Source organism: Nocardioides sp. LML1-1-1.1, from assembly GCF_040676175.1.
Taxonomy (GTDB): domain Bacteria; phylum Actinomycetota; class Actinomycetes; order Propionibacteriales; family Nocardioidaceae; genus Nocardioides.
Genome location: NZ_JBEGHK010000002.1, coordinates 220,008 through 232,329 on the forward strand (window position 1 = coordinate 220,008; position 12,322 = coordinate 232,329).

Sequence of the window (12,322 nt, forward strand, 5' to 3'; positions counted from 1 at the left end):
CCCGCTAGGACCCGATCCCCGCGACCGGCTCGGCCGAGCCGAGCCAGGTCAGCAGCAGCCGGGAGCCGAAGCCCGAGGGACCGGCGGTCCACTCGTGCCACTCCTTCTCGACGTCGCCGACCGAGGCGATGTCGAGGTGCGCCCACGGCACGTCGCCCACGAAGTGCTGCAGGAACAACGCGGCCGTGATCGCGCCGGCCCCACCGGGGTCGTTGGAGGCGTCGGCGATCTTGGAGGCGAGCCGGTCCTCGTAGCCGGCGTACAGCGGGAAGCGCCACAACGGCTCCCCCGCCCGCTCGCCGGCGCCACTCAGTGCGTCCGCGAGGGTGTCGTCGGTCGCGAAGAGACCGCCGACCTGCTGGCCGAGCGCGACCTTGACCGCGCCGGTGAGGGTGGCGACGTCCACGACGACGGCGGGCTCCAGCTCCTGCACGGCGTAGGCCAGCGCATCGCCTAGCACCAGGCGGCCCTCGGCGTCGGTGTTGCCGACCTCCGTGGTGCGCCCACCCCAGTGCGTGATCACGTCGCCGGGGCGCAGCGCGGATCCGGAGATGGCGTTCTCGGCGGCGGCGACCAGGCCGACCACGCGGACCGGGCAGTCGACGTCGGCGAGCGCGGCCATGGTGGCGAGCACGACGGCGCCGCCGGTCATGTCGCGCTTCATCGAGGCCATCGACGCGCTCGGCTTGATCGACAGGCCGCCGGAGTCGAAGGTGATGCCCTTGCCGACGAGCACGACCAGCGGCAGCTTCTTCGCCGCGCGGGCCGACACCCCGGCCGGGGTGTAGTCGAGCCGGATCAGGCGCGGCGGGGTCGCGGACGCGGCACCCACGGCGAGGATGCCGCCGAAGCCGTCGACGGCGAGCCGCTCCTCGTCCCAGACGTCGACGTCGAGGCCCGACGCGGCGGCGATGGCGGAGGCCTGCTCGGCCAGCCAGGCGGGGTTCTTCAGGTTCGAGGGGACGGTCGCGAGCAGCCGGGAGCGCCAGCCGGCGCCACCGAGCGCGATCGCGCGCTCGAGGACGGCCCGGTCGGCGGTGACGGTCGGGCCGGCGAGCACCACGCGTCGTACGGGCTGGTGCTCGGCGCCGGTGGAGCGCCAGTGGAAGACGAAGCCGCCGAGCATGGTGCCGACCACGAACGCCTCGACCGCGTCGTCGGCGTCGAGGTGGACGGTCGGGATCGAGGTGGCGACGGCCGACCGGTCGCGGGTGGCCCGGGCCAGCGCGGCGCCCGCGCGGCGCAGGTCGGTGCTGCGCGCCGCGCCGACACCGATGAGCAGGACCAGGCGGAGGTCGGGGTTGGCCTCCGTCCCACCGGGGACCGGTACGACGCCGACCTCGGCGGTGGCACCGGTCAGCCCGTGCGCCTCGGCGGCACCGACCAGGTCGAGGCCGAGCTCGTCGGCGAGCTCGGCCGCGCCGGGACCGAGCAGGACGGGCTCGCCGTCCTCGCCGGGCAGCACCGGGAGCGCCACCACCTCGACACCCTTGATGGCGCCCGGCAGCAGCTCACTGAGCGCGAACTCGGGAGGATCGACCTGCCCCGGCAGGACCGGAGCAGCGTGCTGTGCAGCGGGTGAGGTCACCCGACCACGTTCTTGAGCGCTTCCCCGAGCGCGGAAGCCTCCTCGGCGTTGAGCTCGACCACGAGCCGGCCACCGCCCTCGAGCGGGACGCGCATCACGATGCCGCGACCCTCCTTGGTGACCTCGAGCGGACCGTCGCCGGTCCGAGGCTTCATCGCCGCCATGCGGCACCCCTCTTCCACTACCTCAGCGTGCTGGGGGCCCTGTGCACCCCGCTGTGCGCGGACCATTATCGCCCATGCCGCACAAACCGTGCAGCGACCCTCGCGGATCAGCCGCGCCCGGTGCTCCCCGGCTCGGCGGCGAGGGCCGCGGCGAGCCAGGCGGCGATGCTGTCGCCCTCGTCACCCTCGTAGCGGTTTCGTGCCTTGTCGATGGGGTTCTCGAAGCGTCCCGAGGGCATCGCGACCACCGGTGTGGGCGCGAAGGCGGGGTGCCGGACCCATCGCGCACCGGGCACCGCGCGGACCAGGACCTCACCGACGTAGGCCCCCGCGGCGTGGACGTCGGGGTTGTCCTCGGCGGCCGCCTGCGGCTCGCGCCGCCGCGACCACTGGTCGAGGAAGGACTCGACCTGGTCGACGCTCTCCACGGAGAAGTCGAGGATGTCCGTGCCGACCGGGTGCGCGGCCGCCCACTCCTCCGCGGCACGGCGCACGGCCGGGTCCCCCGGCGCGCTCTCCACCGCCGGTTCCTCCGCGGCGGCGTCCGCCTCCATCTCGCTCGCCAGGCGGCTGAGCAGGGCGTCCACCTCGCTCATCCGGTAGCCGCGCACGGCCAGCGAGAAGCGCACCTTGCGCAGGTCGGCGGCGCCGACCGGCCGGGCGGCGGGCACGGTGGAGTCCGGCCGGTCGTCGTACGACGGCGCCATCGGCTCGCCGTAGCCCGCGGCCAGCAGGGCGATCCCGCCCATGGCGAGCACGATCAGGATCGCGAAGAGCCACATCATCAGGTGCGACATGGCGGCTCAGGCGTGCTGCTCGCGGGCGGCCACCATGAGCGCGACCGCCTCGTCGACGTCGTCGGTCAGGGTGAGCATGTCGAGGTCGGACTGCTTGATCCGGGCGTCCTCGAGCATCGAGCCCTGCATCCAGTCGATCAGTCCCTGCCAGTGCTCCACGCCCATCAGCACGATCGGGAACTGGGTGATCTTGAGCGTCTGCGCGAGCGTCATCGCCTCGAACAGCTCGTCGAGGGTGCCGAGCCCGCCGGGCAGCACGACGTAGCCCTGGCTGTACTTCACGAACATCATCTTGCGCACGAAGAAGTAGCGGAAGTTCAGCCCGAAGCCGACGTAGTCGTTGAGCTTGGCCTCCCACGGCAGCTCGATGCCGAGGCCGATCGACTCCCCACCGGCCTCGCTCGCGCCCTTGTTGGCGGCCTCCATCGCGCCCGGCCCGCCGCCGGTGATGACCGCGAAACCGGCCTCCGCCAGGGCGGCGCCCACCCGCACCCCGATGTCGTACGCCGGGTGCGTGGCCGGGATCCGCGCGGACCCGAACACCGAGATCGCCGGGCCCAGCTCGGCGAGGTCGTTGAAGCCCTCGACGAACTCCGCCTGGATCTTGAGCACGCGCCAGGTGTCGGTGTGGACCCAGCCGCCGTCACCGCGGCTGTCGAGCAGCCGCTGGTCGGTGGTCGAGCCCTCCGGGCGGCCCTTGCTGGGCCGGGGGCCGGGGCCGTTGCGCCTGGTCATGCGATCTCCTCAAGGTCCTCGGTGGCGGCCAGCAGCCACGCACGCAGCTGCTCCTCGCACCGCTCGATCTGCGCGGTCTCGACGTGCTCCTCCTGCTTGTGCGCCAGCATCGGGTCACCGGGACCGTAGTTGACGGCGGGCACGCCGAGGGTGGTGAAGCGGGCGACGTCGGTCCACCCGAACTTCGGGTTGACCTCGCCGCCGACGGCCTCGATGAACGCCCGCGCCGCGGGCTGGTCCAGGCCGGGCAGCGCGCCGGGCGCGCTGTCGGTGAGGGTGAGCTCGAAGCCGTCGAAGAAGTCCTCGACGAAGGCCAGCGCCTCGGCCTCGGAGCGGTCGGGAGCGAACCGGAAGTTCACCGTCACCACGCACTCGTCGGGGATCACGTTGCCCGCGACCCCGCCGCTGATGCCGACCGCGTTGAGCCCCTCGTGGTACTCCAGCCCGTCGATCACCGGCCGCCGCGCCTCGTAGGCGTTGAGCCGCGCGAGCACGTCGGCCGCCCCGTGGATCGCGTTGACCCCGCGCCAGCTGCGCGCGGAGTGCGCGCGTTCGCCGCGGGTGCGCACCTCGACCCGCAACGTGCCCTGGCAGCCCGCCTCGACGACCGCGTTGGAGGGCTCCATCAGGATCGCGAAGTCCGCCGCCAGCAGGTCCGGGTCGGACTCGCTCAGCAGCCGCAGCCCGTTGAACGCCGAGTCGATCTCCTCGGCCTCGTAGAGCACGTAGGTGACGTCGTGCACCGGCTCGGCCACCGTCGCCGCCAGGCGCAGGATGACCGCGTCCCCGCCCTTCATGTCGCAGGTCCCCAGCCCGTGCAGGATCCCCGCGTCCGCGTCGAGCCGGCTCGGCAGGTTGTCGTTGAGCGGCACCGTGTCGAGGTGCCCGGCGACCACCACCCGGCTCGGCCGGCCCAGGTCGGTGCGGGCGACCAGCGTGTGCCCCCGTCGTACGACGCTGAGGTGGGGCAGCGCGCGCAGCGCCGCCTCCACCGCGTCGGCGATCTCCTGCTCGCCACGGCTGACCGACTCGATGTCGACCAGCTGGCGGGTCAGGGTGACGACGTCGGCGGACAGGTCGAGGGCGGGCACGGGTGACAGTCAACCAGCCCGGCGTTCAGGTCCGGCTCGACGGCCGCCCTCTCACCAGGGCGAGTTGTGGTAGTCGACGATCTCCTGGGCGATGGCGGAGACCTTCCGGTTCAGGTCGCGGCTGGTCTGGCGCAGGATCTCCCACGCCTTCGCCTCGTCCACCTTGTGGAAGGCCATCAGCAGCCCGACCGCCTTGCCGATCTCCCGGTTGCTGTGCAGGCCCTCGCGCAGCGAGGCGGCCTGCTCGCGGTGGTGGTCGGCGGCGACGGCCAGCGAGGCGAAGGCCGCGAGCACCACCGCCTCGTCGGCCGAGGTCGCGTCGAGCCGTCCCGCCCGGTCGCTCCACAGGTTCAGCGCGCCGACCTTCTCGCCGTCGACGACCAGGCGCACCCCGGCACCGCCGCGGACCGGGGTGCGGGAGAGCACGAAGTCGGTGAGCCGGGGCCACGCGGAGCCGGTCGCGAAGTCCGGGTCGAGGTACATCGTCTCCTCGACGATCGCGTCGAGGCAGGGCCCCTCCCCGAGCCGGATCTCGGCCTGGTCGAGCGCGCGGGCCACGTCGTCGGTGGCAGCGACCGTGGTGAACACCGACTCCCGCAGCATCATCAGGCTGGCGTGGTCGACCCCGGACACCAGCCGCGGCGCGGCGTCGACGATCGCCTGGTGCACCTCGTCGGTGGAGCCGCCCGCGTACGTCAGCGCGGCGATCGCGCCGAAGACCTGCGCCAGCTCGCTGCCGGGCTCGTGACCGGAGCGCTTCATGCACGCCCTCCTTCGGGCAACCCGCGACCGCCCCCGCGGCCGCGCAGGAATCCTAGCCCCGCGGGCGGCCCGTCAGGCGAGGACGACGGAGATCGTGGCCTTCTCCCCCTCGCCGACGACGACCTCGCCCGCCGCGGCGCCGCCCTGCTCCACCACGGCGTACGACGTCGCGAGCGTCTCCCCCGCGATCAGCGCCTCGTGCGCGCGGGCCGCGGCCAGCACCGCCGGCGAGCCGCCGATGGCCAGCTCGATCCGGTCGGTGACGTCGAAGTCGCTGTCGCGACGCAGCTGCTGGACGGCGCGCACCAGGTCCCGGGCCAGGCCTTCCTCGGCCAGCTCGGGGGTGACGACCACGTCGAGCACGACGAAGCCGCCGGACGGCAGCATGCCGGTCGCCACGTCCTCGGTGGCGGCGCCGACGACGGTCTCCAGGGCGTACTCCCCCTCGACCAGCGCGAGCCCGCCTGCGAGCACCGCACCGGAGGCGTCGACCGACCAGTCACCGGACTTGGCGCCCTTGATCGCGACCTGGACGTCCTTGCCGAGGCGCGGGCCGGCGGCCCGGGCGTTGACGGTGAGCTTCTGCTCCACGCCGTAGCCGGCCGCCTCGGCGGAGTCGGCGGCCAGCAGCCGCACCGCCTTGACGTTGACCTCGTCGGCGACGATCGCGGCGAACGGCTCCAGCGCCGCCGGGTCGTCCACCACGACGGTCAGCACCGACAGCGGCAGCCGGTTGCGCAGCTTGGCGGCCTTGCGCAGCGCCGACGTCGCCGAGCAGACCTCACGGACCTGGTCCATCGCGGCGACCAGCGCGTCGTCCGCCGGCAGGATGGACACGTCGGGCCAGTCGGTCAGGTGGACCGAGCGGCCGCCGGTCAGGCCGCGCCAGATCTCCTCGGTGGTCAGCGGCAGCAGCGGCGCGACGACGCGGCAGACCACGTCGAGCACCGCGGCCAGGGTCTCGAAGGCCTCCGGCTTGCCCTCCCAGAAGCGCTCGCGGGAGCGGCGGACGTACCAGTTCGTCAGCACGTCGAGGAACGTGCGGGTGGTGTCGCACGCGTCGGCGATGGCGTAGTCGTCCATCTCCGCGGACAGCTTCTCCACGAACTGCCGGGTCTTCGCCAGCAGGTAGCGGTCGAGCGGGTCGGTGGAGCCCAACGACTCCGCGCGGCCCACGTTGGCCTCGTAGTCCTCGGCGTTGGCGTAGAGCGAGAAGAAGTACCAGGTGTTCCAGAGCGGGATCATCACCTGCCGCACGGCGTCGCGGATGCCCTGCTCGGTGACGACCAGGTTGCCGCCGCGCAGGATCGGGGAGGCCATCAGGAACCAGCGCATGGCGTCGGCGCCGTCACGGTGGAACACCTCGGCCACGTCGGGGTAGTTGCGCAGCGACTTCGACATCTTGTTGCCGTCGGAGCCGAGCACGATGCCGTGGCTGATGCAGGAGGAGAACGCCGGCTTGTCGAACAGTGCGGTCGCGAGGATGTGCAGGGTGTAGAACCAGCCGCGGGTCTGGCCGATGTACTCGACGATGAAGTCGGCCGGGAAGTGCTCCTCGAACCACTGCTTGTTCTCGAACGGGTAGTGCACCTGCCCGAACGACATGGAGCCGGAGTCGAACCACACGTCGAGGACGTCACTGACGCGGCGCATGGTCGACTGCCCGGTCGGGTCGTCCGGGTTCGGCCGGGTCAGCTCGTCGACCCACGGCCGGTGCAGGTCCGGCAGGCCCTGCGCGTTGAGCGGCAGCCGGCCGAAGTCGCGCTCGATCTCCTCGAAGGAGCCGTAGACGTCGATCCGCGGGTACTCCTCGCTGTCCGACTTCCACACCGGGACGGGCGAGCCCCAGAAGCGGTTGCGGGTGATCGACCAGTCGCGGGCGTTGTCGACCCACTTGCCGAACTGGCCGTCCTTGATGTGCTCGGGGACCCAGCGGATCTCCTGGTTGAGCTCGGCCATCCGCTGCTTGATCGCGGTGACCTCGACGAACCAGCTGCTCACGCCCTTGTAGATCAGGGGCTCGCGGCAGCGCCAGCAGTGCGGGTAGGAGTGGTCGTAGGTCTCGCGCCGCAGCAGCACGGTGCCGGGCGTCACCGCGCCGGCCGCGCCGCCCCCGCTGGTCGAGCCTGTCGCCCCGCTGGTCGAGCCTGTCGCCCCGCTGGTCGAGCCTGTCGAGGCCTTCAGGTCGTCGATGATGTGCGGGTTGGCGTCGAAGACCAGCATCCCGGCGTACTCGGTGACGGGGTGGGTGAACCGGCCGTCCTTGCCGACCGGCATGACCGGCTCGATGCCCTCGCGGTCGGTGACCTCCTTGTCGACCTCACCGAAGGCGCCGGCGCTGTGCACCAGCCCGGTGCCGTCGGTGGTGGTCACGGCCTCGTCGGCGGCGACCACGCGGAAGGCATTGGCGTGCTCGGCGAAGTAGGTGAAGGGCGGTGCGTAGGTCAGGCCGAGCAGGTCGGAGCCCTTGCCCCGCCACACGACCTGGAACTCGGTGGTCGAGCCTGTCGAGACCCCCAGCTCGCGGGCGTACGCCCCCAGCCGCGCCTCGGCCAGCACGAACCGCTCGACCCCCGAGCCTGTCGAACGGTCGTGCTCGACGACGACGTAGTCGATCTCGGAGCCCACCATCACCGCGAGGTTGCTCGGCAGGGTCCACGGCGTGGTCGTCCAGACCAGCAGCTTCGCGCCCTCGAGCTCGCCCGGCGTGGTGATCGAGAAGCCCACGGTGACGGCCGGGTCCTGGCGCATCTTGTAGACGTCGTCGTCCATCCGCAGCTCGTGGTTGGAGAGCGGGGTCTCGTCGTTCCAGCAGTAGGGCAGGACGCGGAAGCCCTCGTAGACCAGGCCCTTGTCGAACAGGCTCTTGAAGGCCCACAGCACCGACTCCATGAACTCCGGGTTCATGGTCTTGTAGTCGTTGTCGAAGTCGACCCAGCGGGCCTGCCGGGTGACGTAGTCGCGCCACTCGCCGGTGTACTTGAGCACCGAGGCCCGGCAGGCGTCGTTGAACTTGTCGATGCCCATCTCGACGATCTCGTCGGTGGTCTTGATGCCGTTGAGCCGCATCGCCTCCAGCTCGGCGGGCAGGCCGTGGGTGTCCCAGCCGAAGCGGCGCTCCACGCGCTTGCCGCGCATCGTCTGGTAGCGCGGCACGATGTCCTTGACGTAGCCGGTCAGCAGGTGGCCGTAGTGCGGCAGGCCGTTGGCGAACGGCGGGCCGTCGTAGAAGACGAACTCGTTCTCGCCGTTCGCACCGGGGTCGCGCTGCTCCACCGACGCGCGGAAGGTGTCGTCCTCGGCCCAGTAGGCCAGGACCCCCTCCTCGATCGCGGGGAAGCGCGGGGAGCCGGGGACGGTGCCCTGGTCGGTCGTCGGGTCGGTGCTGACCTTCGGGTAGGTCATGGTGGCGGTTCTCCTGGCGGTGCGTCCGGTGGTCGAGCTTGTCCAAACCACGAGGACGACGTCTGCCGCGGTACCACCTCGCTTGCCGCCCCGGCTCGGGACGACCGCTCCTTGCGGCTGTGACGGGCCTGCCCGCCGGGTTCTACTGAGGTCTCGGTGGTTGAGCTTGCTCTGCCGGTTGAGCTTGCTCTGCCGGTTGAGCTTGCTCTGCCGGTTGAGCTTGTCGAAACCTGTTCTTCCCGGAGCTCGCCGCTGATGACGGCTCGAACGCTGTGGGGAAAGCGTACGGCGCGCTGGCCCTGGCCGCGAATCGGATTCGCTCAGGCCCGTTGGTCGTCGATCGCGCTCAGGCAGAACCCCGCGCTCTCGCAGGCGTCGAGCGCCCCCCAGCGCTGCGGCGCCTCGAAGGTGCCCGCGCGGTTCGCCATCACCCAGATCGGCTCGTCGCCCGTCGCGGTGGCGGTGAACGCGAACGCCAGGTCGACGTATCCGTCGCCGTTGAAGTCGGCACGGGTGACCCGCGGCGCCGCGACGCCCGGCTCGGCCTCGTGGTCGCTGACGTCGCCACCCTCCCAGTCGAAGACCTGGGGGTTGCCGCGGGCGGCGAAGCGCTGGCCGTCGTACTCGAAGAGACGGACCTGGACCTTGCCGTCACGGATCACCACGGTCGCGTCGGACACCCCGCCCGTCGCGAGGAAGTCGTCGAGCACGCTCACCCCGACGTCGATCAGCGGCTCGGGCACCCGCTCTCCGTCCACGTCGAACGCCGTGCCGGTCGAGCGCATCACCTGGAAGCCGGTCGGGCCGTCGTACCGGGCCGGGTCGACGCCGTCGGGGATCGGCTGGGTCGGGGCGGCGAGGAGCAGGTCGTCGCGGCCGTCGCGGTCCGCGTCCTCGGCCCACAGGCCGCTGGCGTCCGGCACGGCGTCGGCCGGGGTGCCCCATCCGGCGGGTGCGGCCAGCACGCCGTTGCCGGTGGCACGGAGCACGACGAGCCGGGTCCGCTTCCGAGCGTCCTGGTGGAGCAGCGCCACGTCCGCGTCGTCGTCGCCGTCGAAGTCCCCGGTCACCAGGTCCACACCGCTGGCGGTGTCGAGCTCGATCGAGGTCGGGCGGGTGCTGAGCGTGCGCCCGGCGTCGTCGGTCACCAGCACCACGATCTTCTGGGAGCTGCCGCGATAGACGATCGAGACCTGCTCGAGCCCGCGGGTGCCGGGCGCGATGTCGCCCCAGGCGGAGGCGAGACGCCGCTCCGGGTCCGTGCGCGGGCGGCGGGTGAGCGAGCTGCCGTCGGAGTAGTAGGTCACGCCGAAGCCGGGTGCCTCGTCCCCGTCGAAGGCGACGAGGTCGCCGAAGCCGTTGCCGTCGAGGTCGAAGGCCACCGGCCCGTCGTACGGCGCCGGGGCGGGCTCCTGCGCAGCCGGGGCGTCACGCTCGCCACCGGCCGGGTCGGCGTCGTCGGCCCACGGCCGCAGGGTGAGGGCGAGGGTGAGGGCGGTGACACCGGCCACCACCGGCACACCGACGGCCAGGGCCTTCCGGCGGCGCCCGCGCCGCACTGGCACCGGCGGTGCCACGGGCCCGGCGGGAGCCGCCGGGAGCGGTCCCGGGGCGGCCAGCGCGGCCGCGAGGTCGGCGGCACTGGCGAACCGTTGACGCGGGTCCTTGGCCATGGCGATGCGCAGCACCGCGTTGATCCGGGCCGCGTCGGCGACGTCGTCGCCCAGCTGCGGCACCGGGGCGCTCCGGTGGGCTTCGAGCAGTGCCGCGATGCTCCCCTCGTAGGGCGGCCAGCCCGCGACGGCGTACCAGAGCAGGCAGCCGAGCGCGTAGACGTCGCTGGCCGGGCTCGCCGGCTCTCCCGCGGACAGCTCGGGGGCGAGATAAGCGACCGTGCCGACGAGGTCCCCGGGCCGGGTGTGCCGGTCGCCGGTCGCGGGCTGCGCGATACCGAAGTCGCACAGGTAGGCGAAGAGGGGCCGGTCGTCGGGGTCGCGCAGCAGGACGTTGCCCGGCTTGATGTCGCGGTGCAGCACACCGGCGCGGTGCGCGTCGTCGAGCGCACCGGCCACCTGGGCCACCACGGGAACGGCGAGCTCGGCCGGCAGCGGTCCCCGGGCGCGCACCAGCGCCTCCAGGTCACCGCCACGCACCAGCTGGGTCACCAGGTACGGCGTGCCGTCGGAGACACCGTGGTCGAAGATCGCGATGACGTGCGGCGAGTCGAGACTGGCCAGCACCTCCGCCTCACGGCGGAAGCGGGAGCTGAGCTCGGCGTCCTCGGCGTACTCCGCACTGATCACCTTCAGCGCGACCGCCCGGCCCAGCTCGGTGTCCCTGGCGACGTACACGCTGCCCATGCCGCCGCGACCCAGCAGGGACTCGATGCGGTAACGCCCCAGCATCCTTCCCGGTGCCACGTCCATCGTCCCTCCCGTCCCGAGCGCCCGGCCCAGGCTAACTTGCCGGGAGCAGCGGTCCTGGCGTTGGCTGAGCGCCATGACCGGCGAGCTGGCGAACTACCGCGACTACCTGGGCCACTACCGCGCGACGCTGGAGCGCAAGTGCGACGGCCTCTCCCCCGCGCAGCTGGCGACCCGCTCGGTGCCGCCGAGCTCGCTGAGCCTGCTCGGGATGGTGCGCCACCTGGCCCGGGTGGAGCACTTCTGGTTCCAGTGCGCGCTGGTCGAGGTCGACCAGGACCGGATCTACGACGACGGGGACGCCGGCTTCGCCGAGGTGGAGCCGACCGAGGAGGCCGTCGCGGCGGCCTGGGCGTCCTGGCGTGAGCAGGTCGCGATCGCCGACGCCTGGCTGGACGCCACCGGCGACGACGACCTGGGCCGGGTGGTCACCTTCCGCCAGGGCACCGACAGCGCGAGCGTGCGCGACATCCTGGTGCACATGGTCGAGGAGTACGCCCGGCACTGCGGGCACGCCGACCTGCTCCGCGAGTGCATCGACGGCGTGACGGGCGAGTGAGCATGGGCTACCTCCTCGACGACGCCGTCGCCTCCGAGCACACCGGCGACGGGACCTACCTGGTCCGCCTCACCACCGACTGGAACACCGCCAACCAGACGCCGAACGGCGGCTACGTGCTCGCTCTGCTGCAGCACGCCGTCCTCCAGGAGTCGGCCCACCCGGACGCGCTGAGCATCTCGATCACCTACTTCCGGCCCGGCCTGCCGGGCGCCGGCGAGATCCGGGTCCGGGAGGTGCGCAAGGGCCGCCGCGTCTCGACGTACGACGCCGTGCTGGTCCAGGAGGGCAAGGAGATCGCGCACGCCGTGGTGAGCACCCACGACTGGGACGCGACCGGCACCTTCAGCCACACCCCGCACGCCGCGCCGGTCGTGCCCGCGCCGGAGGACTGCGTGGACGTCAGCGCGCTCGTGCCCGAGGGCATGGTGCCGATCCTGGACCGCTACGCCTACCGCGCGCCGAGCGCGCCGGGGTGGCTGACCGGCGAGCCGAGCGGCGTGACCGAGTCGCTGTGCTGGATCCGCGCCGCCGACGAGCGCCCGGTCGACGCGCTGCTCGCCGGGGCGATGGTCGACGCCTTCCCGCCGGTGACCGCCGAGATCGGCCACCTGGCGTCGGCGACGATCCAGCTGACCGTCCACTACCGGCGGCGCCCGGAGACGGTGTGGGCGCTGGGCCACGTCGTCTCGCGGCACGTGATCTCCGGCTACCACGACGAGGACGTCGAGCTCTGGGACGACCAGGGCCGGCTCGTGGCGCAGGGCCGGCAGCTCGCGATCCTCGCCAACGGCTGAG

Annotated in this window: 10 protein-coding genes; 2 read left to right on the top strand and 8 right to left on the bottom strand. The window is 72.5% G+C overall.

Annotated elements, in window-relative coordinates:
• Positions 1-4 precede the first annotated feature (4 nt).
• The 8 genes from MRBLML1_RS07665 to MRBLML1_RS07700 all read right to left on the bottom strand — a co-directional run bounded on the left by MRBLML1_RS07665 (position 5) and on the right by MRBLML1_RS07700 (position 10,962).
• The gene (locus MRBLML1_RS07665) at positions 5-1,588 is read right to left on the bottom strand and encodes a leucyl aminopeptidase family protein (protein WP_364513803.1); all 1,584 of its coding nucleotides are present in this window, start codon (positions 1,586-1,588) and stop codon (positions 5-7) included.
• Positions 1,585-1,752 carry a DUF3117 domain-containing protein gene (locus MRBLML1_RS07670; protein ID WP_082612288.1) on the bottom strand — a complete coding sequence of 56 codons (168 nt, stop codon included), beginning with the start codon at positions 1,750-1,752 and terminating at the stop codon, positions 1,585-1,587. The genes MRBLML1_RS07665 and MRBLML1_RS07670 overlap by 4 nt, the downstream gene beginning before the upstream one ends.
• A gap of 107 nt (positions 1,753-1,859) precedes the next feature.
• A complete protein-coding gene (locus MRBLML1_RS07675; protein ID WP_364513807.1) occupies positions 1,860-2,549 on the bottom strand; it encodes a DivIVA domain-containing protein in 690 nt (229 codons plus the stop codon).
• A 6-nt stretch (positions 2,550-2,555) separates the two neighbouring features.
• The gene (locus MRBLML1_RS07680; RefSeq protein WP_364513810.1) at positions 2,556-3,284 is read right to left on the bottom strand and encodes a TIGR00730 family Rossman fold protein; all 729 of its coding nucleotides are present in this window, start codon (positions 3,282-3,284) and stop codon (positions 2,556-2,558) included.
• A complete protein-coding gene (gene dapE / locus MRBLML1_RS07685) occupies positions 3,281-4,375 on the bottom strand; it encodes a succinyl-diaminopimelate desuccinylase (RefSeq protein WP_364513813.1) in 1,095 nt (364 codons plus the stop codon). The genes MRBLML1_RS07680 and dapE overlap by 4 nt, the downstream gene beginning before the upstream one ends.
• 51 nt (positions 4,376-4,426) lie before the next feature.
• Complete coding sequence (locus MRBLML1_RS07690; RefSeq protein WP_364513815.1) at positions 4,427-5,137, bottom strand: GAF and ANTAR domain-containing protein; 711 nt, start codon at positions 5,135-5,137, stop codon at positions 4,427-4,429.
• A gap of 72 nt (positions 5,138-5,209) precedes the next feature.
• The gene (gene ileS / locus MRBLML1_RS07695; protein ID WP_364513818.1) at positions 5,210-8,542 is read right to left on the bottom strand and encodes an isoleucine--tRNA ligase; all 3,333 of its coding nucleotides are present in this window, start codon (positions 8,540-8,542) and stop codon (positions 5,210-5,212) included.
• 320 nt (positions 8,543-8,862) lie between these two features.
• Complete coding sequence (locus MRBLML1_RS07700; protein ID WP_364513821.1) at positions 8,863-10,962, bottom strand: serine/threonine-protein kinase; 2,100 nt, start codon at positions 10,960-10,962, stop codon at positions 8,863-8,865.
• Positions 10,963-11,041: 79 nt separating this feature from the next.
• Between MRBLML1_RS07700 and MRBLML1_RS07705 the strand changes: the two genes are divergently transcribed.
• Together MRBLML1_RS07705 and MRBLML1_RS07710 are read left to right on the top strand one after the other, a co-directional pair.
• A complete protein-coding gene (locus MRBLML1_RS07705; protein WP_364513824.1) occupies positions 11,042-11,524 on the top strand; it encodes a DinB family protein in 483 nt (160 codons plus the stop codon).
• Positions 11,525-11,526: 2 nt separating this feature from the next.
• Positions 11,527-12,321 (top strand): acyl-CoA thioesterase, encoded by a 795-nt coding sequence (locus MRBLML1_RS07710; protein WP_364513826.1) that lies wholly within the window; start codon positions 11,527-11,529, stop codon positions 12,319-12,321.
• Position 12,322: the final 1 nt, after the last annotated feature.

What these genes read in the sequence shown, in the direction of transcription:
- MRBLML1_RS07705 (WP_364513824.1), top strand. Translation starts at nt 11,042, where the DNA reads ATGACCGGCGAGCTGGCGAACTACCGCGACTACCTGGGCCACTACCGC.
- MRBLML1_RS07680 (WP_364513810.1), bottom strand. Translation starts at nt 3,284, where the DNA reads ATGACCAGGCGCAACGGCCCCGGCCCCCGGCCCAGCAAGGGCCGCCCG.
- MRBLML1_RS07710 (WP_364513826.1), top strand. Translation starts at nt 11,527, where the DNA reads ATGGGCTACCTCCTCGACGACGCCGTCGCCTCCGAGCACACCGGCGAC.
- MRBLML1_RS07675 (WP_364513807.1), bottom strand. Translation starts at nt 2,549, where the DNA reads ATGTCGCACCTGATGATGTGGCTCTTCGCGATCCTGATCGTGCTCGCC.
- MRBLML1_RS07690 (WP_364513815.1), bottom strand. Translation starts at nt 5,137, where the DNA reads ATGAAGCGCTCCGGTCACGAGCCCGGCAGCGAGCTGGCGCAGGTCTTC.
- ileS (WP_364513818.1), bottom strand. Translation starts at nt 8,542, where the DNA reads ATGACCTACCCGAAGGTCAGCACCGACCCGACGACCGACCAGGGCACC.
- MRBLML1_RS07670 (WP_082612288.1), bottom strand. Translation starts at nt 1,752, where the DNA reads ATGGCGGCGATGAAGCCTCGGACCGGCGACGGTCCGCTCGAGGTCACC.